Annotated in this window: 18 protein-coding genes and 1 pseudogene; 5 read left to right on the top strand and 14 right to left on the bottom strand. The window is 45.4% G+C overall.

Going from position 1 to position 24501, the window contains the following annotated elements:
• From JWG39_RS17385 to JWG39_RS09815, 9 genes and pseudogenes are all read right to left on the bottom strand, one after another.
• Nucleotides 1-573 (bottom strand): annotated as a pseudogene (locus JWG39_RS17385) (transposase); the annotation flags it as partial.
• 372 nt (nt 574-945) lie between these two features.
• Nucleotides 946-1635 (bottom strand): VIT1/CCC1 transporter family protein, encoded by a 690-nt coding sequence (locus JWG39_RS09845; RefSeq protein WP_205219223.1) that lies wholly within the window; start codon nt 1633-1635, stop codon nt 946-948.
• A 207-nt stretch (nt 1636-1842) separates the two neighbouring features.
• Nucleotides 1843-2220, bottom strand: a complete 378-nt coding sequence (locus tag JWG39_RS09840; RefSeq protein WP_205219222.1) for a pyridoxamine 5'-phosphate oxidase family protein — start codon at nt 2218-2220, stop codon at nt 1843-1845.
• Between the two features lie 471 nt (nt 2221-2691).
• Nucleotides 2692-4248: a hypothetical protein gene (locus JWG39_RS09835; protein ID WP_205219221.1), complete on the bottom strand. Its 1557-nt coding sequence runs from the start codon at nt 4246-4248 to the stop codon at nt 2692-2694.
• Nucleotides 4249-4314: 66 nt separating this feature from the next.
• Complete coding sequence (locus JWG39_RS09830) at nt 4315-7080, bottom strand: hypothetical protein (protein WP_205219220.1); 2766 nt, start codon at nt 7078-7080, stop codon at nt 4315-4317.
• A gap of 412 nt (nt 7081-7492) precedes the next feature.
• Nucleotides 7493-7615, bottom strand: a complete 123-nt coding sequence (locus JWG39_RS16790; RefSeq protein WP_275888995.1) for a hypothetical protein — start codon at nt 7613-7615, stop codon at nt 7493-7495.
• A complete protein-coding gene (locus JWG39_RS09825) occupies nt 7612-8523 on the bottom strand; it encodes a carbohydrate kinase family protein (protein WP_205219219.1) in 912 nt (303 codons plus the stop codon). The genes JWG39_RS16790 and JWG39_RS09825 overlap by 4 nt, the downstream gene beginning before the upstream one ends.
• A 490-nt stretch (nt 8524-9013) precedes the next feature.
• A complete protein-coding gene (locus JWG39_RS09820) occupies nt 9014-10123 on the bottom strand; it encodes an alkene reductase (protein ID WP_205219218.1) in 1110 nt (369 codons plus the stop codon).
• 101 nt (nt 10124-10224) lie between these two features.
• Nucleotides 10225-10416 carry a hypothetical protein gene (locus JWG39_RS09815; RefSeq protein ID WP_205219217.1) on the bottom strand — a complete coding sequence of 64 codons (192 nt, stop codon included), beginning with the start codon at nt 10414-10416 and terminating at the stop codon, nt 10225-10227.
• Between the two features lie 244 nt (nt 10417-10660).
• Here JWG39_RS09815 and zorA point away from each other — a divergent pair, with 244 nt between their 5' ends.
• From zorA to dcm, 5 genes are all read left to right on the top strand, one after another.
• Entirely contained in the window at nt 10661-12745 is a 2085-nt protein-coding gene (gene zorA / locus JWG39_RS09810; protein ID WP_205219216.1) for an anti-phage ZorAB system protein ZorA, read from the top strand.
• Entirely contained in the window at nt 12746-13495 is a 750-nt protein-coding gene (locus JWG39_RS09805) for an OmpA/MotB family protein (RefSeq protein ID WP_205219215.1), read from the top strand.
• Nucleotides 13492-14982, top strand: coding sequence for an EH signature domain-containing protein (locus JWG39_RS09800; protein WP_205219214.1), 1491 nt, complete (start codon nt 13492-13494; stop codon nt 14980-14982). The genes JWG39_RS09805 and JWG39_RS09800 overlap by 4 nt, the downstream gene beginning before the upstream one ends.
• The gene (locus JWG39_RS09795; RefSeq protein WP_205219213.1) at nt 14979-18485 is read left to right on the top strand and encodes an SNF2-related protein; all 3507 of its coding nucleotides are present in this window, start codon (nt 14979-14981) and stop codon (nt 18483-18485) included. Before JWG39_RS09800 ends, JWG39_RS09795 begins: the two co-directional genes overlap by 4 nt.
• A 592-nt stretch (nt 18486-19077) precedes the next feature.
• Entirely contained in the window at nt 19078-20097 is a 1020-nt protein-coding gene (dcm, locus tag JWG39_RS09790) for a DNA (cytosine-5-)-methyltransferase (protein WP_205219212.1), read from the top strand.
• A 351-nt stretch (nt 20098-20448) separates the two neighbouring features.
• Here dcm and JWG39_RS09785 read toward each other — a convergent pair whose 3' ends face one another.
• Genes JWG39_RS09785 through JWG39_RS09765 form a run of 5 tightly spaced genes read right to left on the bottom strand, consistent with a single transcriptional unit; the run spans nt 20449 to nt 24357 of the window.
• Nucleotides 20449-21096 carry a hypothetical protein gene (locus tag JWG39_RS09785; RefSeq protein WP_205219211.1) on the bottom strand — a complete coding sequence of 216 codons (648 nt, stop codon included), beginning with the start codon at nt 21094-21096 and terminating at the stop codon, nt 20449-20451.
• A 42-nt stretch (nt 21097-21138) separates the two neighbouring features.
• Nucleotides 21139-22275, bottom strand: coding sequence for an A/G-specific adenine glycosylase (locus tag JWG39_RS09780; RefSeq protein WP_205219210.1), 1137 nt, complete (start codon nt 22273-22275; stop codon nt 21139-21141).
• On the bottom strand, nt 22272-22604 hold the full coding sequence (locus JWG39_RS09775) for an AzlD domain-containing protein (protein ID WP_205219209.1): 333 nt from the start codon (nt 22602-22604) through the stop codon (nt 22272-22274). The genes JWG39_RS09780 and JWG39_RS09775 overlap by 4 nt, the downstream gene beginning before the upstream one ends.
• Complete coding sequence (locus tag JWG39_RS09770; RefSeq protein WP_205219208.1) at nt 22589-23290, bottom strand: AzlC family ABC transporter permease; 702 nt, start codon at nt 23288-23290, stop codon at nt 22589-22591. Before JWG39_RS09770 ends, JWG39_RS09775 begins: the two co-directional genes overlap by 16 nt.
• Nucleotides 23290-24357 (bottom strand): iron-containing alcohol dehydrogenase family protein, encoded by a 1068-nt coding sequence (locus JWG39_RS09765; RefSeq protein ID WP_205219207.1) that lies wholly within the window; start codon nt 24355-24357, stop codon nt 23290-23292. The genes JWG39_RS09770 and JWG39_RS09765 overlap by 1 nt, the downstream gene beginning before the upstream one ends.
• Nucleotides 24358-24501: the final 144 nt, after the last annotated feature.

Raw genomic sequence — 24501 nt, 5'->3', positions numbered from 1 at the left:
CAAGCATCTGAATCACGCCTTGCCCAGTGCGTTGGATCATACCGAAAATGGGTGGTTTTTCTTTTTCCAATGTACTGCGGCCACGAGCACCCTTTAGGCGATTACGGCGACCTTTACGCCCCTTCTTGCTCACGGCTTCAGGGTTCCCTTTGTGCCCTGCCACAATATAGACCTCATCGAACTCTACTTCACCTTCAAGGGTCACTTGAGGCTTTTTTTTATCACGCCCTCACGAAGCTGAGTGGTCATCTTTTGAACATCGGTACGATTCAGCTCCAGTTCGGCGGAGATCTGTTTGTTAGAGAGGTTTAAGCCCATAAAATAGAGGCACAATATCCAGACCTTAAGAGGTTGATGATGCCCGGCAAAGATAGTGCCGGTCAGATCGTCAAAGCGTTTACCACATTCTTTACACTCATAGCGTTGTCTGGCAGGTTCCTTGTCGTCACAACCTCTTTTGATAACTTTCTTCGAAGTACAAAACGGACACTCGCGGCCTTCAGGCCAGCGTAACTCACGCACAGTAGCGTAACATTGGACATCATCCATCAGGGTCTGTATGTTTACCTTCATAGTGCTGGCCTCTTTTCAGTAGTTGGTAAAAGGAAAGCGTTATTTTACCAAATCACGACCCCGAAACGCAACATGAGCCAAATTAAAAAGGGCTTTGCTGTTGTTGTTCTATCTTTACTCTTCGCGTTCTTCGTGTCCTTCGCGGTAAAAATTGCTTTTCCGCTATTTGCTTTTCCCTTTCTCCTGCCTCCTGCCTCCTTTCTCCCTTTTTGTCTTTGTCTTTTTTCGCCTGTTTATTCATTCGTAATCACAAAAAAAGATGTCCACGCAGTCGCGATCTCTGGTCAATACAAAATGTAAATAGTATTAGACATATCTGTGGACGAAACAACAGGAAGCTCTTTCGCTTAATTATCAGAAGATCAGCCTGGTTCAAGCTGCAACGCCGAACAAACAGCCAACGCCAGCGGTAAGTGCCATCGCCAGAGCTCCCCAGAACGTCACTCTCACAGCAGCTCTCAGTACCGGTGCCCCTCCGGCGCATGCAGCAAGGCTTCCCAATACTGCGAGAAAGACCAGCGAGAACAATGCCACAAAAGGTATGAGTCGTGTCCCTGGTACTAACCATGCGACAAGTAAAGGCAAGAGTGCTCCAACAGTAAAAGTCACCGCTGATGAAAATGCAGCCTGGATTGGACGCGCCTTGCCATCCGCTGTTATTCCAATCTCATCTCTGGCGTGTGCCCCTAATGCATCGTGCAGCATAAGCTGCTCTGCTACCTGACTCGCAAGTTCTGGAGTGAGTCCGCGTTTCTCATATATTTCAGCCAGCTCATTTTTCTCATAATCGATATTGTCTTCCAGAGATTTTTGCTCAAGCGCAAGATCCGCATTTTCTGTGTCAGCCTGTGAGCTGACTGAGACATATTCTCCGGCTGCCATCGACATTGCTCCGGCAACCAGGCCAGCCAGCCCGGTAAAAAGGATATCGCTCTGTGTGGCATTTGCAGCAGCTATCCCAATTATAAGACTGCCGGTTGAAACAATACCGTCATTCGCACCCAGTACAGACGCGCGAAGCCAGCCTATGCGATGAGAGCGATGAACCACGTGATATGTCATACACTTTACCTCAACTCCTTTTCAGGAATCTGTCAAGAAATCAAGCACAACCCTGGCGAAACCTTGAGTTCTTCTAAAAGAAACTGCAGCATTCTGTATCTTAAATTTTTTTGTGTAATTAATTTCCTCTAAATTTAATGGAGCCTGCAATAAACCGCAATTGCAAGCCCCATTAAATTTCTTATTTGAGATACGAACTCCCAATATCTATAAAAGTTTCTCAGCTCCCTTATAAACCTCTTCCACTTTTATTGCTACTGCTCCATGCCCTGGAAGCTTTGCAGGGTTCCACTTTTTCATATCATCAAAAACAGGACCTTTATCGTGATATTCGAGGCTTCCTTTAATCTGATATGATTTTTTTTCTTTAGTTATAAAGAGAATCGACCCTTTACTTCCTGAGAGTATATTCTCCAATGTTTTAGAGAAGAAGTTATTCGCAATTAATATAGTATCTTCGTTGAATTTGGATATGCAGGTTACGTATATCGCATTAGGATGGCCATTTGAATCTATAGTTGCAAAAATGCAGGGTCCTTCTCGATTTTCCCATTCCTTACTTACTGCTTCAGGTAATGCTGCCATGATTTATCTCCTTATGATGTGTAGTATGATAAAAACTTTCAGACGTTTCGCGCCTTCGACGCGAACGCCACCTGAAAGCCAATTGACATTCTCCCCGGCCTGAAGGATGAAGGACGGGGATTCCTGCGGTACCCACGCGGTTTCTGCGTGAGTTACTCCGGCGGATCTTGTTGCTAACGACCTTACTGCACCGTTTACTTCACAGGCTGTATGACCATTCCGTTTATTTTTATTCTACACTAAAGACAGGGATGATGCTGGATTTAAAACGGTTTTTCCAAAGGCTGCCGGATTGCCCTTCAGGTTTATTCGTATACCTCCTCTACCTCCCAGCGACGTAATTTCTCAAAAAATGATGGAAAACGACAAAGATAAAAAGGTGGCAGGAAAAAGCAGGGCAACAAAACACGATGACGTCCTTTGTGCCAGTCTTTCGCTCATATTCTTCGTTACAGTTCCTTTCCATGCAGACTATCTTTTTTGCAATTTCTTGATAATTAAATCATCAAGACGTGTTCCAGATTTAGGATCATCTTTTCCCTCTTTGTCTTTTTTCATACCGATAGGATTTGATTGCAAACAAGAATTGATTACACTTGTTTTCGTTGGTAATGGGTGACGAAGACAGCCATAACCAGCAACAACACATGGTTCGCCTGGATGTTGGCAGGAATATCTCTCATCAAATTTTCCAAGTGTATCTGGATGATAGAATTGTCGTGTCCCAGAAGATCCATACCCTGCATTACGGCAGAGGCAATTTAAATAGGCATTGGGTGTCTTGATATTCAAAGTTTTCAATGTATCCAGAAATTTAGGGTGGTTAAGACGGTTAATTTTTTTCATCATTTTAGGCAGTTTTTGACATTTTTCCAGTTTAGATGCTTGACTGACAGCATCGAGTAAGGCACCAGATTGCTCTCCAGTAATATCTGTCAGGAGTGTTTTAAAATAATCAGGAGGAGACGAAAAAAAAGGAAGATTGCGTGCCAACCCTTCAACTTTTGCCCAGCTTTCGCCAGTAAACCTGCCTCCTTTGGATATAGATGATACGTAAAGTACCCCAAACATGTGATACCAGGGGCCCATTTTATCTGATTTGTTTTTATCATCAGATAATCGAAAATTGCGCAATTTTCTTCCCAAAGATCCTTTGTGTTTATCAACAACTGTAATTTGAATATCACCATCTATTGAGTCATTTGCCGAAACGTAAAATCTTCTACCCAGCTTCCTCTGGAGTTTGTTGATTAATTGAGCTTCCTCCTTTTTTGAAGATGGGGCAGGTATCACCATGTAAGCAGGTGAAGGACGAAAGGCACCGCGCATGCTGTACGCAGTCTCTTTGAGGAAGTTATGGGCAGTAAGCATTGCCGCTGGATAATCACCATTGGTAGCCTTCAATGCCATCCGAACAATATCCTCAGGCATCAAATCACCTTTAGACTGAGCTACCATACGAGCTAATCGCAGCTCCCGACTTATCGGCAAACCTGAAACTTGACTTGGGCCTTTTGTGTATTTTACATATGGATTCTGAAGTCCAGTAACAGATGGCTGTTCAGAATGAAACAGAAGGTATGACATCGACCTGTTGACCTCATAATCATCAATAAATAAAGACTCTATTGTCCTCTCACTTATATATTTAATTTCATCAACAAGTGGAAGAGAACCAGGAACGGAGGTCTTTAATTTTAAGCATATATCACTGGACTTACTTACTTTTTTAATTTCTTTTTTCATACCATTTATAATTTTTTCAGCGGATTCCTGTGCGGATTTTCTAAAAATTTTATTCTTTTCTTCAACTTCCCTGGCGGCCTGGTGCATAGAATCTCTACCCCAGACGTTAAATATATCATCTTCGGGACTTTCTCCAAATCTAGCCGCTTTTGTAGAGGAACTGGTTAACAGTAAAAGTATGACAATAACAAAAACGCCAAAACAATTTAAGAGTAAGTATCGTGTATTCATTTTTCCCCTCATTCCCTCAATAAGCACAAATAGTTCAGGAGCAATTTTCAATAGTGTTCTTTCAACATTTGTCTATCGGGTAAACCTTTCTCTCCATTTTCAGATATCTATTAGTCTCTAATCGGTTTTAGAAACACGAGTCCAGCGTAAAAATACTGGGTGTTTTCCTTTTGGTTGCCAAAGTGTTTCAACCAGTTGCCCATTTGAACTAAATTTATAATAGACATCTCCCCCTGGAGATGGCTTAAATTTAGCCTGACCAATTAATTTATATTTATTGTTTTTATCAGATATCAAAGATCCAGAAAAAGTTCTAACAGCCTTTCCTTCAATTGTGGAACACGAGACTTCAATTTTACCAGCCCCATACCTGGCTGTCATATACAACTCTGAAGAAGTTGACCTGAAACGAATTTCTCTCCCAACCTCAATTTCCATTTGCCTTCTACTTCGTGTTGAATCTTTTGTACTTTTATGCTCCAAAATATTTCTGGTCTGGCCTGATAAAGTGCTTTGGTTTTTTAGTGAGAGTTCATCGGCCAAATTATCCAAAAACGCATCTGCATCAAAGTCCTCATCATCAACATAAACAAATCGATCCATGTGAGTCATACCATCTGGCATAACCCATTCACTGGTAATTTTTTCCAATGCAAATTTTGCTGGCCCATAGTTTTTATAATTACGAGAATAGACAGTCATATAAAGTTTGCTATTCTTGCCTATATTAAATCCACTACTACGTACAGATGGGCCTCCTGAAAGATGTACTGCCATCCATCTATTACCTGTTTCAATGGTTAATCTTCCATCCCATTTTTTTTCTACCCAGTCAGCATTTATTGTTCGAGACCAGATATGGTTAGGATTTCTATTATTTTGTAGAAGGAGTGTATATTTTCCTGCGCATGGACCTTCAGAGCAACGAACTAAACTCATAGCAGCTTTGAAATTATTTCCCCACATATCAACATGTTTTCCTGGGTGGAATAATATTTCAAACCCCGTGCTTTTTTGGGGGTCAATGTTTAATTTTAATTTATGAGATGTACTTAAAATACGTTCATTAAAATTTATAATTGGTTTCTTTGAGAGAAGTCCTGCTCTCGCCTTATTTGATATTTTAGAGGGAACATCCACTCTCATTTGATCATTTTCAAAGTGACCAAATTTGCTGAATTCTGCACCCGCGACACCTGCTGCTTCCCACCATTCATTTATTTTACCATCAAATAAAACTTTAACAGGAAGAGACTCCACACCTTTTTGTGACGTTGGGGGTTCGACGGGCTCACCAGCCTTACGCTCCAGCAATATCTGCTTGAGTGCCATTTTAACTGGCTCTTTATATTTCTCTGGCTGTGAATAAACATAAATTCGGAAACTTTGCGATGCTGCTGCCAGCTCCCATGGTATAATATCTTTTGATATTCCAGGCGCTTCAATCTGAATACCGCCTGGCGTTAAAATAAAACTTACTTCTTCGGGCATCTTATTTGAAAACTCTTGTTCCCATAGAGGCTTCCATGGTTTATTAGGAGTGAGAAAGAAGCTTGCTTTTGTGGTGTTCGTATTCTCATTTTTACGCCAGTACAATAAAGCGCGAGGTTCACTCGGTTCATTACCAGCTGAAGCATTCATAGAAGCCAGGGCGACAACAAAACCTGTTGTCTGGTCAGGATCAAAATTAAAACGTACTCGTGTCTCTGCGCCCTTTCCAAATTTATCCAGCCAGACGAGTGGTATGGATGACATAATACCAACCTTACCCCAGCCAATGCCTTTGGGGACATCAGCGAAAAGATGCCCCCCGACAAAACGCACATGCTGCGAAAAGTTACTCCCTTTACCAATCTGATATTTGCTCCAGCGTTTATCAAGAATGCGCCCATCAAATAAAACAGTCTTTTGTGTTTTATCCAACCAGATTGTTGGATCATTTTCTGCTTTTGCTAACTCCTCATAAGGCACGTGCTCTAAATCTATTTTTTTAAGTACCAGTTTAGCTTTCATTCCATTTTCAGGCGCATGTGTCAGCACAGAAATACGATAGCCATCTTTGTATAGTGGTAAATTATCGGGCAAATACCCCTGAAGTAAAATAGTGTCAGTACCATCTGTTACCAGGACCAGGCGATCGGGTCGCACGATGATACCAATTTGCTCAAGAGACCCTGATGTAAGATTTGTTCTCATAACCTCACGTCCCTTAATCCACAAAGTTAGAGATGAGCTGTTTTTCAGTCCCACACGAATATGATGAGATCTCCACTCCAGGTTTCCATCCCAATTAGCAGGAATAATAGCCAGAACGAAATCAGTAGAGCGTTTTGGGCCAAATGAAAAAATTAACTTCTCTGCGAACTTTCCTTGTTTCTCAGGTATTTTCAGTAATGGTTTGACTGATCGAATGCCTGTCTTTCCCCAACTATTCCCTTCAGGAACATCAACAACTAACACGTTATCTTCAATACGTACAAATTTTTTGAAATCACCGCCGAAAGCAGCCAGTTCATTCCATTGATCTCCTAAATTTCCTTCAAAAAGTACCTTTTTAACAGATTTATCCAGTCGCTGTTCCAGAAACAGAACAATATTCTCCAATTTTTTGTTTGGTTGGAGGCCCAGACTTTGCCGATATTTGAGTACCGCCCCTCGCAAATCGCCCTTGAGTTGTAACCGTGTTCCTGCAAGCTGTAAGGCCTTGGCTGTAACATTTGGAGACGGTGTGGACGGATTGGAATCAGACCAGCACGTTCCCGTCAGAAAGAAGCAGGAGAAGAGTAAGACAAGAAGTACTGCCCCGGGAGCATTGAGATATATTTCCCATTTCACGGTGAGAGTACTCATGAATGTGTAAAAGTATCGATGCAGTTTCTTCATTGTATTTTTCTCAAATTTTTTTCGTTGCTCTCGGCCCACTGTTTTTTCCGAATACACCTGTCCAGTGTCAGCTGTTTGTACTCGTGTCCAGCTGCTGTTTTCCATGGAAGGATGTAACTGTTATTTCAGGAACATGTTATTAAATTCAAGCCGAAATAAAAAAAAATAACCTGCCACACAAAGAATAACTCTTTTGACCTGGCAATGGAACTCCTGATTAAGAATGGAATTGCAGATACAGTGTCATTGCTTATGGGCATCTTGAATAACTACCATGCAAATAGAAAACAATCCCGCTATTTATAAGCAGAGTCCTGCGAATAAGCAGAGCAACGCCAGAACGTGGTCTTTACAACTTTAAAAGAATGAACTCCCGGCCACAATGATATGACAATGATATGACAACCTGTTGTTACCACGGAGTGATAACGGTGGAAATACAACACCGTTGGTGAATCCAGCCGTACAACTTGCCCTCTGCAATCGGTAACTGTTTCTCACTCATATTTTCCAATCCCTCGAATCTTGATTTCATGACGGATCTTCCCCTGCCATTTCCACCCCATACGCGACCAGACGCCCAGGCAGAACAGGGGTCGCCCCCTTTTGCGAACAGACAAATGTCGCGACTTCATTCGCAAACGCATTCACTTTCTTCAACGGCCAGCCCCTCAACAGGCCCATGCACAGCGCCGCAGTGAATGAATCACCGGCTCCCACCGTATCAACGACCTTTACCGGCAGTCCGGGCGAATCATCCACCTCGTCGGCACTGACCAGTACGCTGCCATCAGACCCGCGCGTATACGCGATCAGTCTCAGGCTAAAAATTTCGTGCAACTGATGCAACTGCTCCAGGGTGTCGCCCTGCAGCCCAAAGTATCCGGCCAGCACCGGCAGCTCCTCGTCACTGAGCTTGAGAATGTTTGCGCGGCAGAGTGAGTCTTCAATCAGCTCCTTCGAAAAGAAATTCTGACGAAGATTGACATCAAAAAATTTCAATGCGCCGTCTGGGACATGCTGCAGAAAAGAACGAATGGCAGCACGCGATTCACCCGCTCGCTGTGACAGCGATCCGAAGCAGACCGCATCCAGCGTTGCCGCGAACGTTTTCAATTCATCCCCGCACGTTATATGATCCCAGGCCACATCCTCGCGAATTTCATAGGTCGGCTTTCCAGCATTCAGCACAACCTTCACCGTTCCGGTCGGATACATATCCGACTCCATCACCCGAAGCGTATCAACGCCCGTCTCCCTGAGCCTGTTGCAGATCAGCTCACCGAGCGGGTCAGCACCAATGCAGCTGACCAGGGAGGCCGTTGCCCCCAGCCGGTTGCAATGACAGGCGAAGTTGGCCGGAGCACCGCCGAGGCTTTTGTGCGTCGGGAAAACATCCCAGAGCAGCTCACCGATTCCTGCCACGTTGAATTTTTCTTTCATAGTACTCTCCTTATCGATTGGTTGAACTCTCTGTTCCCCAGTTGATGCTGAAATTCTCTCACACGATCATGACATGGGAACCTTGAATAATCAGTCTTTCGCCCATCTTCTTCGTTACAGTTAAAAATTTATCCTCGCAATATCAAACATATAGCTCCGGTAAATTTTCTCCTGTGCCTTGAATATGAACGAAATACAAGATTATTCAAGGGACCCACATGTCAATTTTCCGGTTACAGATCAGCTGCATTGTAACTGAAGGGCACCCTGAAGAGTATCCTGAAAGAAATGATACTTTTGTCCTGCTGATCGGGCCCTCAAACAAAGGGCTGTGGTAGAATTTTTTTGATAATCCTGGATTCAAGTGATCAGCGCGTTTACACCGACAGTCCCGCAGCCGTGTTCCGGAGTATTTCTCGGGAAATATTGGCCTGGGAACAGAGATGTCTCCCAGACCAGGCATATTTCTACAAAGCTTTTCAGTTTACGTTTATAGCGATCCTTTCTCATTACAGACAGGATAATCCGTATAGCCTTTGGGACCCGGGGTATAAAAGGTGGCTTCATCCCATTCCGCCAGGGGAACATTTAAGGTAAAGCGTTCCACCAGATCAGGGTTGGCAATGAAGAGTTTTCCATACGCTATCAGATCGGCCAGTCCTGCCTCAATAACCCGGTTCCCTTTGTCCTGGTCAAAATTACTGTTAATCATCAGGGTTCCCTGGTATAGCGGCCGGTATCGTTCTGCGATATGAGGTTCTGCACCGGGAATATTGGCTACATCAGTGAACGGCTCGGAGAGATGCAGATAGGCCAGATCATAATGGTTCAGACGTCGTACGATATAATCAAAGGTGGGGATAGTCTCTTCGTTCAGGGTCATGCCAAAAACCCCATGCAGAGAAGGATTGAGACGAACTCCAGTCTGATTTTCCGGAACATGTCGGGTAACCTCCCTGATGACTTCAAAGAGTATTCTGGCCCTGTTTTCAATGGAGCCGCCGTAGGCATCTGTTCTGATATTGGAGGTGGGGCTGAAAAACTGGTGGAGCAGGTAGCCGTTGGAGGCGTGGATTTCAACGCCGTCCATCCCTGCGGCCATGGCGTTTTTGGCTGCACGGCCGTAATCGGTGATGGTCTCTTTTATTTCATCGAGAGTCATGGCTTTGGGCGCAACCGTATCCTTGAACCCCTCCGGGGTGAAGGATTGGGAATTTGGATTCAGGGCGGACGCCGAAAGGGGCAGTTCCCCGTTATGAAAGTCCGGGTGAGACATCCTGCCCACATGCCAGAGCTGAAGGAATATTTTTCCGCCCCGCTCATGCACCGCACGGGTTACCTTTGTCCAGCCTTCGACCTGTGCTTTGGAATAGATGCCGGGGGTATTGATATACCCGACGGCCATGGGGGAGATCTGCGAGCCTTCGGTGATAATCAGACCGGCCGAAGCTCGCTGTGCATAATACTTTGCGATAAGATCTGTCGGCGCACAGTCGGGATTGTCGGCCCGGCTGCGGGTCATCGGAGCCATGACGATCCTGTTGCGCAGTTCAAGATTACCCATGGTATACTCTTCGAGAAGCACCTGTTTTTTTGACATGAACGAATCCTCCTTACGGGTTGTAGAGATCTGAACGTTTTTATAAAAAATGGGCCTTGAGGCCATCACTTCCATAACTCCTCAAAAATTCGTGGAAAGCATCAGAAAATCAGCCATACGGGAGTTCCTTCTGCACGCTCTTCCGGAACGAATTTTGGAAGTGATGGAATTTCATGTTTTTCAACGTTTGACGTATTTTCGAATATCATTTTTGCAGAGATAATCAGGGGAAAAATTATTGCCATTCTGGATAAAATATTCATTTTTGCCGGTATGTCGCGTTCCAGTGTCATCAACCTGAATATAAGCGGGATATAATTTCTCAAAAAACCGTTGAAATTAAAACGAGAAAAACGGGAGACAAGAGACAGGGAAAAGCAAAAAGCGGAAAGACAATTTTTTACCGCGAAGAACGCTAAGGAACTCAAAGGAAAGCAAAAGAAGTTGAGAATACAGATTTTGTTGCTCTGTTTTTTCCTGCCTCCTGCCTCCTTTCTCCCTTTTTATTTTAGATTGAATTTTCACAAGGAGTAAGACATGCCTTCACAGGCTTTGGATTGGTGGTCATTCTGGCCAGGATGGGATCATATTTTATCTTTTGATTTTACCACGACCGACGGAGTAACAGCTTTTTTTATTGGATTGATTATCCTGACTTTTTTTCTTTTTTTCTTTTCTTCACTTGTGATTTCCTGTGGGTATTGGGTGAGGGTCAGATTCTATCTCAAGGGATTGAAAGATGTATCAAAGAACAATGCCATCAACAAAAGGCGTGTTCTCGTTCAGCGGGAAGCCGATGCAGTCGAAAAGACTCCATGGTGGAATAAAATCGTATCCACACGCCTTTGGCAGGAGTTTGATGAGACACTTGTTGAGCACAATGAGAAGCTCTACAGCAATATTGATGCCGAGTATTTCTTTAACGGTGGCACACTTGCCCGTCGAATTGTTGAATCTCGGCTTTTTCCTACGGGAGCATCAATCCTGACAGGCCTGGGAGTACTTGGCACATTTCTCGGTTTACAGCTGGGATTGACGGGGCTGAATCTCGATGGCGATGTCACAAAAATACAAGGAGAAATTAAGCTTCTCGCCCAAAGTGCATCTGTCGCTTTTATTACATCTGTGTGGGGAGTATCCAGCAGTTTGGTTCTTAATTTGTTTGAAAAATATTTTCACGGATATATCAAACGACGTATTTACCTTCTGCAATGTCGTATAGACAATATTTTCCCCCGGTTTCAACCTGTGGATGTCTTTCTCGATATACGTTCCAATGGGAAGAAATCCTGTGATGCTCTGAATGAATTGGCGGAGCAGATCGGTTCCCGGATGCAAGAATCCATGGACTCTTTTTCCCAGGAAATAACAGGCTCGATTGCAAAAGACATCTCCCAGGCAGCAAACGATATTTCTACCGCCATTGGCGGCACACTGAAGCAGGTTATTGAGGATTCTCTGGTACCGTCCATTGCCCGCATGGCTGATGTCTCCAAAGATCTTGCCGATCGGCAGGCCAAAGGGTCCGAAGATACCATGGCCAATCTGCTTCAACAGTTTATGACGGAAATGGGACGGGAAGGAGAAGGGCAACGCGATGCCATGCGCACCGCTGCAGAAGAAATTCAGGAAGCCATGTCCGGACTTACCGGATCCATGGACGGATTTTTCCAGTCTCTGAAGGATCAGCAGGCAGCCCTTGGCAGTGAGCAGGCTGAACGTACACGAGTCCTTGAAACAGCTGGACAACGCCTGCTGCAGAGACAGGACGATGCACAAAGTGAAACCAGTCAAAAAATTGCTGAAATGCTCCATGATTTTTTGACTAAAATGGGGGATACACAGAAAGAACAGGCTGGCTCTCTGGAGAAAGTATCTGGCGGGGTACGTGAAACCATAAACGAATTGGGAGGTCAGATTTCCTCATTTATCCAAACGCTGGATGGGTTGCAAATGAAAATTCGTGAAGAGCAGGACACTCGAAGCCACACTCTTGAAGGATTGGTTCAGGATACCGTCACAGCGACCAAATCTATTCTGGATCAGGGGGAATCATTGCAAACGTATGTGGGTGACAGCCAGAAAGCCATGGACTCGGTTGTTTCCCATCTGGACAAGACCGGCGATGCTCTCGCCAGTGCGACATCCAATCTCAAGACACTTGGGACGGAAATTGGACAGTCTGTCGAACATGCTGCCAGCAGCATCGAAAAGAGTATTTCTCTTGCAGAGCAACAGTTCACAGAAAATTCCACTGTGGCCCGAAATCTGGAAAGGACTCTGCAGTCTCTGGGTGCCTTACGTGCCAGCATCTCTGATGCAACTGAAGACATGGCGACAGCTGCAGGTGAATCCAGGCAAAGTTATGATTCCCTGGCCGGCCATTACAGGGATATTCAAAACAGTATGCATGAACAGATAAACAACCTGCAGGAACAGGTTGCTCAACTGTTGCAGAATTATAGTGACCAGGTAGGAAGTCAGGTGGCGGATCGCATGAGTTCATGGGATTCTCAAACCAAAAATTTTTGCGACCACATGACAAGTGCTGTGCAGGCGATGGGTGAAGTCGTCGACAATATCGAAATGCGAAATGATGATGGGCAGCGGAGGAAAAAATAGATGAATTTTTTTCCTCCTCCACGATATCGAGGTACTGCTGATGAAGCAGATAACCCGTATTGGATGTCCTTTTCGGATATCATGGCCGGACTCCTTGTTATTTTTATTTTGGTATGTGCCACCCTGCTTTTGCGGTTGACTCAAATGGAAAACAAGGTTTCACAGAATATCAATGAGCTGAAGCAGGCTTCCAGAGCCCGTTCTGAGATTCTTAATGAGATTGTCGTTGAACTAAAGAGACAGAACATCAGAGTCGAGATTTCAGACAATGATTCTGTACTGCGCATTCCTGAGCAGGCTTTTCACTTCGATACCGGAAGTTATGAAATAAAACCAGAGCACCGGGAGACTGCGAAAAGAATAGGTCAGGTCTTATATTATTCCATCACTAAAGATGAACGATGGAAATACCTGGAAACAGTTTTCGTCGAAGGACACACGGACAGTCGCAATGCCAGAAGTTACAAGATGGGAAATTGGGAACTTTCAGCCATGCGGGCTATTTCTTTGTGGAAATTTTGGATTGAGAATACTTCTTACGGGGTCAAACTCAAAGGATTACGGAACAGGCAGAAAAAGTTGCTTTTTTCCGTGAGCGGATATTCCTCGACCAGGCGGGTCGTTGAAAAGGAAGACTCAAGAGAGGCTATGCGTAAGAACCGGCGTATCGACATCCGTTTTACCACGCGTCAACCATCACTCATGGAACTGCGGAAGGTCAGTGAACCGTTGAAGGGAAAAGAGTTATGATTAATTTTCATTTACCAGAATTTACACTTGATTTACCGGATATTGCAGATGAAAATTGTACAATTTTTTTTGAGGCACTGACACAAAGACTGGACCGTTACGTTAAAAAAGTCGGCAAGACCGATGTCTACCAGAGGCGCAGAGAAAAACTTCTAACAACGGTGCTGACAGGGAATGATATTCGCCCTGCCATTGACGGACCCGGATATATTCGGCCTCTCTTTGAACTATGGGCTACCCGAGAAAATTTTCTTCTAAAAGTTCCTCCAGACAAACAGATTCTGGCTGTTATTTCAGATATGCTGGAGAGAACGGTGCACAGGCGTTTGGGCAGGCTCGCACTTCGTGAGGCCTGTCAATTGTTTTTCAAAAGATATGATATAATGGGGAACGGGCTTGAGCCGTTCTGTGATTTTTTGCGGCAGCAATTGAACAGATATGAAAAGAAAGAGCTTCTCTTTGGATTGGACCTGCTTCATGGTGATGCCACCAATATTATTTCTCCCCGAGGGCATGTCTGGCTGGCAGAGCAGGCAGTAATGACTGGTCTCACGTTACCCGATGTTGCCGACCAGCGGGGCATTCCTCTCCTGAACTCAAGATTATTCGAGGCCAGCCAGCAAATTTTTTATCTGCAACGAATTCGGGCTTTGAAACCGAACCAGATCGACGATATTCTTTTTGAAGTGCGCAATGCCAAAGTTCACAGAGCACCCTGTGAAAAGGGAAAGATGCTCGGTCATCCTGTAGTCATGATGCTTATAGACAAACTGACGGGTTATCATGGTGAACCTGCAGATCAGTGGCTGAAAACCATCCTTGCCATAGCAGGAGACCCGCGTATTCCTTCAAGTCATCGTAATTACAGGGAATGGTGGAGTCATTTTGGAGTCGAACGAATACGTCAGATGCGACGCTGGCTCTCGAGGATGGACATGGAGCTTTTTTTGGACATCGTGAAGGAATTTTCCGAGCGCAAGGGCGAAGAAGAGATGCGCAGAATGTTCCCCAAACGCAAACGTTTTCTCGAAGGATTATTCCAGAAAAAACTCGTGCAGGATACGCAGCTGTTTCTCAGTGCAGGGCCTGAAAAATATTTACGGAAGCGCTTTTCATCTGAGGAGCAATTACCCCATTTTCATCACCTGGTCGGTCCCAGCAGCAAATTGGCGATATTTTATTTTCGCATGGGAGATGTTCACCTTGTCGAAGGGACACACACTTTTGCCTTGTCCATTATGGACAAACTTCCAGATAACAGCCCTCTGGGAAAATATGATACTAATCGTGTATACCAGCGCGCTCTTGGGATTGGACTTCAAGAAGAATACTATAATCAGTTCGGTGAAAGTATAAATTTTGCACGTATTATCCATAATTCTCAATGGATAGAAAAAGCCTACAATCAATTAACACAGCTGGGAATTTCAATTGCCCCGCAGGATATTATGGATAGTGATGATTATAAAAGGATGATAGGTGTATGAGTTTAAAAAAAATGCTCCACTCTTTTTTTTCGAAATCAGAAAATGATGCAGTATATGAATTTGAAAATTCTTCCTATGGATTGTATTTTCATTCTCCGCAACATCAGGATTGTCTGACCGGAACAGCTCCGGCAAAGTTACAGCTTCAATACATCACGCTGCAAATGCTGTGCGAGGAAGGAGAATCTCAAAATGCTAAAAATGGATTCTTCCTTCCCGACCAGCTTGCTGCGCGCCTTTCCTCTGAAGACAGATTTATTTTAGGGCTTCCCGATCCCTGGCCTGGACGTTTTGAACTTGATGTCAGTGGAATGAGTTACAGGTCTTCATTTTCCATTTCCCTTACCCTTATTCGTCCCAATCAGCAGAAGATCCGTTCTTACCGTCTTGAAGGGCCGTTTCTGCTTCTGGAAGAAGGAGAGATGTATCTTCCAGACGAAGCTCAAATGCTGGCACTGAATGCTGTAGAAAAACATTCAGCTCTGGATTCTGATCATAAGACTGAAGGCGCGAATCTTTCGGCAGTATATGCTCTGCAACAGGCGCAGTCCGGCGGAGTACATATTGGTCTCCGGCATTTCGAGAAGGAAAAAATTGAACAGCCGGAAAAGGTATCAATCTCCATTGTGGAACAATCAGATGGAAGTCTGAGGCTCATCCCGGATTTTGGATTCGGTCTGGCTCCAGCGGATATCGAGAATCGACTCGGGCAACTGGAAGGCGGGGAAAATGTGGCAATGCGCATTGGCAGACGTATTATCCTGCTCAATGAAAAAAGGCTGGCCGGTGTCCAGGAAATTTTGTCCAACAGACAAATTCCCGCACAAGAAAAAATGCAGTTTCTTAAGACTCCCGCCGCATTCCTTGATGCCAGTCTTGTTGATCTGAACACTGGTCTTTCTATCCGGGTACACGGTGCCGAAGTCTTTCAGAAGGCATATTTCGGGGAAACAGACGGGCGGAATCAATCATGGTTCGGGAATCCCGAGAATGAGCCGGATGTCATTTTGTTGAGTGATGTCGACATCCTGCTCGATGACAGAAAAGATTTGCAGGAACTGAAAGAGAAAGTTGACCACGCTGTTTTGCATGGAGAATCGTCTGTTTCGTTTAAGAAAAAGACCTTAATGCTCCCGGGAAAAAAGGATGAACTCGACGATATTTTCAAAAATCTTGATAAAACCGTTGGGGATTTGGATGAAGGCGAAGAAAAAAAACAACAGTCTGAAAAGAAAGGAAGCGAATTCCATCCTGAAAAATCTTCACCCAATATCACAGTAAAGATAGACTTGAATGAAGAAGACGTTCCAGAGGGTTTTCTCACCTTGTCCGCAGGCACAACTCGTCTGTACGCCGGTTCTATCTGTGGAGAAGGATGCAAATACAGACCGTTTCCCTATCAAAAAAAAGGTATCAGCTGGTTGCTCGGACACGTCTGCGAAGCATTGCAGCTTTCTGAAAAAAATCGTTTTGCCGGTGCGCTGCTTGCCGATGATATGGGTCTTGGAAAAACATTTATGACTCTTGCAGCTCTGCAGGTGTATCAAAAGATCATGCAGGATGCGGGCAAACAAAAACCGATTCTCGTTGTAGCGCCTGTGATTCTCCTGGAAAATTGGGAGAAAGAAGTGATGAACGTCTTTGAAAAAAGTCCTTTCAAAGATATTGTTATTCTTCAGGCAGAAGCTGATCTTCCTCGATTTCGTCAAGAAAAGGCAGGCAGGGAAACAATAAGATGTTCGGACGCAGGAGACGCACCGGAAAGTGCCATCCGTTATTCTTTAAAAGTCGGAAATACTTTTGGCAATAACAGACTTGACATGCAGCAACGATTGGTTCTCACAAATTATGATACTCTCCGGGACTATCAGTTTTCTTTATGTATGATAGACTGGGGAATGGTTATCTTCGACGAAGCACAGGATATCAAAAACCCCAATGCCATGAAATCCCGAGCTGCAAAAGGGCTCAAAGCGGATTTTCGGCTGGCCGTAACGGGTACGCCTGTCGAGAACAATCTTGTCGATTTCTGGTCTATTTTTGATACCGTCAGTCCTGGTCTGCTTGGCTCATACAAAGATTTTCAAAAGAACTATATATCTCCAATTAATCAGGCAACTCCTGAAAAACGTAACAGTGTTCGGGTTAAGGTTGGCGAAAAGTTGCGTCGTGCAGTCGGCAACCTCATGCTGCGTCGAACCAAGGAAGAGTGTCTGGATTGTCTCCCCAGAAAGATTGTTCATGATGGTGGTGCGCAAAATGAAGACTCCTGGAAATACAGAGTAGAAATGCACGGACATCAGAAAAAACGTTATGACACGGTTATTGCCAGTGTAGCGGCGGCAAGGGTTTCTCATGATCCACGTAAAATACAACAGGCAATACTGCCCGGACTTCGACGTTTACGGGATGTTTCACTTCATCCAGATCTCCTTGATGGTGGTGCACCTCCAGTATCTTCCACCCCGGAGAAGATGAAATCTCTTTTGTGCAAATCTGAAAAACTGCATCTGTTGCTTAAAATCATTGATGAAATCAAAGATCGCCAGGAAAAAGTCATTGTTTTTGCCATGAATAAAAAACTGCAGAAGTTTCTTTCTGTCGGCCTTGGTACGCTTTATGGCCTATCAGTGGACATTGTCAATGGCGATACAAAGGCTGTGTCTTCACGAAGTGAGAGAGGGGCAAAATCACGTATGCAGATTATTAAACGGTTTGAGGCTCAACCTGGCTTCGGTATCATTGTTATGTCTCCTCTCGCAGCGGGTGTCGGCTTGACAGTCGTCGGCGCAAACAATGTTGTCCACCTGGAGCGTCACTGGAATCCCGCCAAAGAGGCTCAAGCTACGGACAGGGTGTATCGTATTGGTGCTGTAAAGGATGTCCACGTCTATATTCCGGTTTTAACCCATCCGGCGTTGAAATCCTTTGACAAAAATCTTCAGGAACTTTTAAGCAACAAGGTAGATTTAAAAGACGCAGTTGTCAGCCCGACTGAAGTTGCTCCTGGAGATTTTGATACTGTGGGTATGTTTGGCAGGAAAATGCCCTCTGGATCGCCAATTACAGCGGAATGGCTGGAGGGTATGAGTTGGGATTTTTTTGAAGCACTTACGGGTGAACTTGCGGCCAAAGAATTTAGTGGTGAAAGTTTCCTTACGCCAATAAGTGGAGATTTTGGCGCGGATGTCGTGACCATGTCCCCCAACGGGCCGAATTGTCTGATCCAATGTAAGAGTACCTGCAATTCATTAAACACCACACAATTCGTTCTTGAACCTTACAATGCCCGTCGCGAATACGAGCAACGGCTGAGTAAAAAATTTGAAAAGCTTCTTTTATGCACCAATTCATACACAATTAGTCGTAAAGTTTATGAGAAAGGGAAAAAATATGACGTCGAAATCTGGTCTGGAAAAGAATTCGATAATCTTCTGAAAAAACATACGATAACGTACGATGCCGTCATACACAGGTTAAGCGCTGAACGAATTTCCTTTTGAAGGGTACATTTGAGTCATTCGTCGGGCCCCCGGAGTAATACCATTCCTATTAAGTTATACTCCGTTTTGTCTCCTGTTTATCCATTCATGGTTACAAACGACAAAAGGAACCACGAATGGACACGAATAAACACGAATTATTACTGAAAAAACCATAAGAGAATGCCCTTGTGGTTGCTTTGAGGTAATTGATATATGAGAGCGTAAAACGCTCACCCCCGACTTTCGGATGACTCCCAAAGTTGATTAATACTCCTGGTGCACTGTACGGCTTAACTTCGGATGCAAACGTTTTCGTTTAATGTGTTGTCCCTGTTCGTGAAAATTCGTGTCCATTCGTGGTTACAAAATGCAAAAGGAATCACGAATGGACACGGATAAACACGAATTATTACTCATTCGTCATTGCCAAAAAAGATGTCTACATAGTCGCGTTCTCTGGTCAATACAAAATGTAAATGGTATTAATTATTCAAAGAACCCTCTCATCTGTATCCGTTTGATCTGTTACGAAACAGGTAGTATATATGTTATTCTTAATGATACTGTATGCTGAATACCTTGCAAAAATAATATAGGAATTTAAGTTTTAATGGAAACAAATTTAAGAGAAAATACAAATTATCCATTGTTCGATTTCATCGATTTATTTGCAGGAATTGGAGGCTTTAGAATTAGCTTTCAAGATGTTGGTGGAAAATGTGTTTTTTCGAGTGAATGGAATAAATTTTCTCAACAGACATACTGTCATAACTTTGGTGAAATGCCATCAGGTAATATTTGTGATATTGATAAAAGTACAATACCAGACCATGATATTCTCTGCGCCGGTTTTCCCTGTCAACCGTTTTCGCTGGCTGGTGTTTCAAAGAAAAATTCTCTTGGGCGCAAACATGGTTTTGAAGATCCAACGCAGGGGACATTGTTTTTTGAGGTCAAGAAGACTCTCCAAATAAAGCAACCCAAAGCATTTATGCTTGAAAATGTAAAGAATTTGTTATCCCATGATAAGGGGAAAACTTTTGAAGTCATTCGAAAGAGCTTAGAGGATGAATTAGGTTATATTGTCAATTGGAAAATTGTTGATGGGGCTCGTTGGGTTCCTCAACATAGGCAGCGGATTTTTATCGTTGGTTATAACCCGGATAAAGTAGATATTGCGAAGAATGACATAATTATTCCAGAAAAACCGGAGGAAGGTTACGCTTATCCTGAATTAAGAGACATTATTCAAGATAAGGTTGAAGGTTGGACAATAGGACCGGGTACATGGGATACTCTCATAAGACACAAGGCGTATCATTCTTCCAGGGGTAATGGATTTGGTTATGGTTTACATACCATCCCAATAAAAAAAGGTTCAGTCACACGGACAATATCTGCGAGGTATCACAAGGATGGTGCAGAAGTACTGATTGAACAAAAGGGTGATAGACCCAGAAGGCTTACGATCATAGAAGCTATGCAATTACAGGGATATGATCCCAATAATTTTCATTTTCCAGTATCCAATACTCAAGCATACCGACAGATTGGAAATAGTGTTGTTGTTCCTGCAATTCGAGCCTGTGCACACCAAATGGCACGAGTTCTAAAAGAAAGGTCAAAATGAGCATTCATCATGTTTTTTTGAGAGATCATTTCAAGGCTTTTATACCATTCCTATTAAGTTATATCCTGTTTATCCATAAATCTTTTTTAAAGTTTTTCGCTGTTCCGTCTTTTGCTTTTCCCTGTCTCCCGTCTCCCGTCTCCTTTCTCCTGTCTCCCATCCCCCTGCCTTTACATTCGCCAATAGAAAGTGAAAATGGCATTGAGTAAGGTTACAACTTAATAGGAATAGTATTGATGTACCGTCCTTACAGATAAGGTAATTCCACGTAAAACCGGTAACTGATTGTAAAACATTGCTGTTTCAATACGTTACAAGCAAACCAGAAAGAGCAGAATTGGTAACCCCCCCTCATTTCTGCGCATACTCATTATAAATATCGAAATACCGCCTGACGAGAGCAAGAGCCTTCTCTTGTGAATCAACCTTTTTCAGGATAACGGAGAGCGGTACACGGTACGAGACATCGGAATGCCTGACGTTCGCCGCATACTCCTCTTTCTCCTCGACCTCACTCTGTACCTTTGCATACATATCACGAAAGCTCTCTTCGTTCAGTGCACCACCCTCTTCGCCTGCATTCTCCTTCATATTTTCGAAACACACCTCACAGGAGTAACCGTCTTCCAGCCACATCTCGAGAAATTCCATCTCCCCGTCATAGAGAGCCGCGTTCATCGCCACCATCTGTATGGCATCTTCAGGAATCATCTTTTCTATATATGTGCAGAGTCCCTGCTGTTCTTCGTTCGGCGTTGCCTCAAGCGTTGTCAGATATTCAGCGAGCCAGTCGAGATACTGAGCATACTCCTCCTGAGAACTGCAGCCATTTAGAGGAGCGCCATGTTCATCATCGGGCACATCTGCATACCGCCAGTCTCTTCCCCACCGCATCCCTACATACAGCAGACCAATGGGAGCAATCTGTTCTTCTTTCCGATCAGGAAAGGCCTTTTTGAGTATATCCATTACAAAGCTGTTTTCTTCTTTCTCAGTCATTGTCTGTCCTCGTAAAACTTTTACAGGAAATATTCATCATTTTCAGGATGCCACACTGTCGAACCCTCTTTCTAAAAGAAACTCCAACACCTTCCGCGCCCCCGCAGGAAAGGCAAACTGTTCCATCTCCTCAAGGGTAATCCACTTTTCATCGGTCCGATCGCTGCAGTCGTCCGCAGTGCAGAGCCAGCATTCCACAGTTCTCTTGTGGTGAGTGTATTGATGGTTGACGGTAACGACATGACGCACAACCTTTACCTCTCTGTCAGCCGCTGCACTCAGCAGTTCTTCCTTTCTTTTTCTTGAGAGCCCGGCCGGTTCAACAAAGCCCTTTTCCACTTGAGAAAAGAGGAGTGTTCCGGGAAAATCCCATAACCCTGCCCACAATCTGCCCTCTGCCCGATTCCGGATAAGAAAACGATTCCCGCAACGGATCAGTCCGATGAGTTTTTTTTCCACCACCCGCGCCTTTTTAGGCATGGTCACCGGCCGTTCGTCTACCACTCCATGTTGCAGGGCAAGACATTCTGTTACAAGGGGGCAACTCCCGCACTTCGGGGCTTTCGCAGTGCAGAGCAGACCTCCGAAATCCATAATTGCCTCGTTGTAATACCGTGCCCGTCCGTGGGGAAGAATTGCCTCAGCCAGCTCACGCACCCGCTTCTCACCGGAGCCGGACTTCACCACTTCCGCAATATTAAAGAGACGGGAATACACCCTTCCAACGTTGGCGTCCACCACTGCGACATCGTGATTGCCCGCAATACTGGCGACAGCGGAGGCAGTATAAGGACCAATCCCCGGCAGAGAGAGCAGGTCGTCGTAGTGATGAGGAACGATACCGTCAAAGCGGGCGACGATCTCCTGCGCAGCGCGGTGGAGATTGCGCGCGCGGGCGTAGTAACCCAGCCCCTGCCAGAGACGCAGGATAAGCTGTTCATCCGCATTCGCCACGGCGGCGACATCAGGAAGAGTGGCAATCCAGCGGTTGAAATATTCGACCCCGCGCTCCATCTGCGTCTGCTGGAGCATGATTTCAGAAATCCAGATGTGATACGGATCCCAGGTGCCGCGCCAGGGAAGGGGGCGGCGGGTCTGGTGATACCAGGAGATAAGGGTGTCGGTGAGGTGGGCGAAGGATTTCGTTGCCAGATTTTCCTGCCCTTTTGATGCCGTCATGCAGGAAAAAACCAGCGGCCTGCGGCAACAAGTACCATACCGAGCACGACTGGCAGAGAGAGGGATTTATACTTCGCGGCAAGGGGAAAGCAGATGAGGGTGACAATCAGAAAAAGGGCATTGAAATGCAACTCACCCCCTGCCCCTTTTTCCAGCAGCACGAGGGGAACAAGGATAGCAGGGAGTACCGCCGCCGGTACCAGTTTCAGCCAGGCGGCGAACAGCGGATGGAGCTGCCGGCCACTGAGAAGCTGCAGGGGCAGCATGCGCGGCAGAAAACTGACAGCCCACATGCCGATAATAATCCAGAGAATCAGCGTTTGATCCATAACTCAACTCCAAGGCCAAAAGTGGCGGCAACCACAGTCGCAATAATGATATAAAATTCCTGCAGACCGCAGGCATAGAGGACGGTGCCGAGAATACCCGCACAGATGGCAGTGAGTACTTTTACTGTACTGTCCACCTGCAGAACGATCAGCCCGATAAACATGCCGGCGAGGGCAAAATCAAGTCCAAGGGGTCGGACATCGGAGATCAAACCCGAGGCAAGGGCCCCGAGCGCACCACCGAGCACCCACGAGCTGTGGGCGGTAATGTTCAGCGACAGCGCCTCTGCCTTGCAGTCGTTGAGTTCAACCGCCTTTGCGGAATTCATGGCAAAGGTTTCATCGGTGATGTCTGCCGAGAAGAGCACCAGCAGGGGCCGGGACCACTGTGCCATCCACGGCGACAGCGAAGCTGCCATCAGAAGGTGACGCAGGTTGACGACAAAGGTGGTGAGAATCACCGCCAGTGCCCCCGCCCCGCCCGCCATCATGCCCACCGCAATAAACTGGCCGGAACCGGCAAAGACAAGCATCGACATGAGGATGACGTTGATATCAGAGATTCCCGCCTTATGCGCCAGCACCCCATAGGTGAATCCCACGGGGATATAGCTGAGTATAATGGGAAAGGAACGCTGCAGACCGTTGATAATCTGCCTGCCGGTTGAAGGAAGTACGTTTGTCATTACATCCGTCGAAAATAAGCTTCAACCCGTTCCTGCGGCATCTGTGTACGCCACTCTTTGCCGAGACAGTTTTCCCACAGCGGTTCGAGGTTAAGGGTGGTGGTAATCATCAAATCCATATCTTTACGACTGATGTCGTCCGGCACGACCTTCGGCAGGATAATTTTGTGCTGTTTCATCATTTCATGAAACTCCGCAACTCCCTCGGGGTAGATATCTTCCAGCACATTCATGGCAATGCAGCAGCCTATGCCGTGGTGAATGCCGAGAACATAAGATATGCCGTAGGAGAGTGCATGGCAGGCACCGACCTGGGAGTAGGCAATGGACATGCCACCGAAGTAGGAGGCCATCATCAGTTTTTCGGCGCTTTCGGGATGGTTGTCAACGAACACCTCGCGGCAGAGCTCCAGCGACTTCTCACCGTAGGTCTTGCTGAAGGAATTAATCATACAGCCGTGCAGGGACTCTATGTTGTGGATGAAACAGTCCATGCCGGTGAAGAACCACTGATCCTGCGGCACGCCCTCAATCAGTTCAGGGTCGAGGATAAGCTGATCAAAAAGGGTGTAATCGGAGTTGATGCCGAGCTTTTTCACCGGTCCGGTAAGAATACAGGTCCGGGAGATTTCTGCGCCGGTGCCGGAGAGTGTGGGGATGCCCACGTGGTAGATTGCCGGAGTCTCAATCAGATCCCACCCCTGATAATCGGCAGAGGATCCGGGATTGGTCAGCATCAGAGAGACAGCCTTGGCGATATCCATGGTGGAGCCACCGCCGATACCGATGACACCGTCCGGGTTTACCGGTGCATAGTGACGGATTTGTGCCACCAGTTCATCGATAAGTTTGGTCTTGGGTTCGTGGGTCACATCTACCGGTACGAGAAGATCTTTGCCCTGCATCGGCAGGCGTTTTTCCAGCTCTTTCCCGGAAAAAACGTCATCAAGAATAAAGACCATGAAGCCACCGCCGGTTACCCGTTTCGGTTTCAGGACATCCTCAAGCTGGTTGAAGGCACCACTGCCAAACATGATCTGAGGAACAATACGAAAATTTCTATACATGAAAAATCACCTGCGGAAAATTCTCACGACAGCGGAGAAACACCGGGAAGTGGCGAAGCGGGCTGTCGCAGTTTGTGAGCCTGAGGCTCCTTATAAAGCGGTCGCAACTGCGGTCGCGTAATGTACCCTTTGAAAAAATCAGGC

Origin of the sequence: Desulforhopalus vacuolatus (assembly GCF_016918505.1) — a bacterium.
GTDB classification, from domain to species: Bacteria; Desulfobacterota; Desulfobulbia; order Desulfobulbales; family Desulfocapsaceae; genus Desulforhopalus; species Desulforhopalus vacuolatus.
Note: the sequence above shows the minus strand (reverse complement) of the source record. Positions and strands in the feature narration are given on the sequence as shown.

What these genes read in the sequence shown, in the direction of transcription:
- zorA (WP_205219216.1), top strand. Translation starts at nt 10,661, where the DNA reads ATGCCTTCACAGGCTTTGGATTGGTGGTCATTCTGGCCAGGATGGGAT.
- JWG39_RS09845 (WP_205219223.1), bottom strand. Translation starts at nt 1,635, where the DNA reads ATGACATATCACGTGGTTCATCGCTCTCATCGCATAGGCTGGCTTCGC.
- JWG39_RS09800 (WP_205219214.1), top strand. Translation starts at nt 13,492, where the DNA reads ATGATTAATTTTCATTTACCAGAATTTACACTTGATTTACCGGATATT.
- JWG39_RS09765 (WP_205219207.1), bottom strand. Translation starts at nt 24,357, where the DNA reads ATGTATAGAAATTTTCGTATTGTTCCTCAGATCATGTTTGGCAGTGGT.
- JWG39_RS09805 (WP_205219215.1), top strand. Translation starts at nt 12,746, where the DNA reads ATGAATTTTTTTCCTCCTCCACGATATCGAGGTACTGCTGATGAAGCA.
- JWG39_RS09770 (WP_205219208.1), bottom strand. Translation starts at nt 23,290, where the DNA reads ATGACAAACGTACTTCCTTCAACCGGCAGGCAGATTATCAACGGTCTG.
- JWG39_RS09815 (WP_205219217.1), bottom strand. Translation starts at nt 10,416, where the DNA reads ATGACACTGGAACGCGACATACCGGCAAAAATGAATATTTTATCCAGA.
- JWG39_RS09785 (WP_205219211.1), bottom strand. Translation starts at nt 21,096, where the DNA reads ATGACTGAGAAAGAAGAAAACAGCTTTGTAATGGATATACTCAAAAAG.
- JWG39_RS09775 (WP_205219209.1), bottom strand. Translation starts at nt 22,604, where the DNA reads ATGGATCAAACGCTGATTCTCTGGATTATTATCGGCATGTGGGCTGTC.
- JWG39_RS09830 (WP_205219220.1), bottom strand. Translation starts at nt 7,080, where the DNA reads ATGAAGAAACTGCATCGATACTTTTACACATTCATGAGTACTCTCACC.
- JWG39_RS16790 (WP_275888995.1), bottom strand. Translation starts at nt 7,615, where the DNA reads ATGAAATCAAGATTCGAGGGATTGGAAAATATGAGTGAGAAACAGTTA.
- dcm (WP_205219212.1), top strand. Translation starts at nt 19,078, where the DNA reads ATGGAAACAAATTTAAGAGAAAATACAAATTATCCATTGTTCGATTTC.
- JWG39_RS09780 (WP_205219210.1), bottom strand. Translation starts at nt 22,275, where the DNA reads ATGACGGCATCAAAAGGGCAGGAAAATCTGGCAACGAAATCCTTCGCC.
- JWG39_RS09820 (WP_205219218.1), bottom strand. Translation starts at nt 10,123, where the DNA reads ATGTCAAAAAAACAGGTGCTTCTCGAAGAGTATACCATGGGTAATCTT.
- JWG39_RS09795 (WP_205219213.1), top strand. Translation starts at nt 14,979, where the DNA reads ATGAGTTTAAAAAAAATGCTCCACTCTTTTTTTTCGAAATCAGAAAAT.
- JWG39_RS09825 (WP_205219219.1), bottom strand. Translation starts at nt 8,523, where the DNA reads ATGAAAGAAAAATTCAACGTGGCAGGAATCGGTGAGCTGCTCTGGGAT.
- JWG39_RS09840 (WP_205219222.1), bottom strand. Translation starts at nt 2,220, where the DNA reads ATGGCAGCATTACCTGAAGCAGTAAGTAAGGAATGGGAAAATCGAGAA.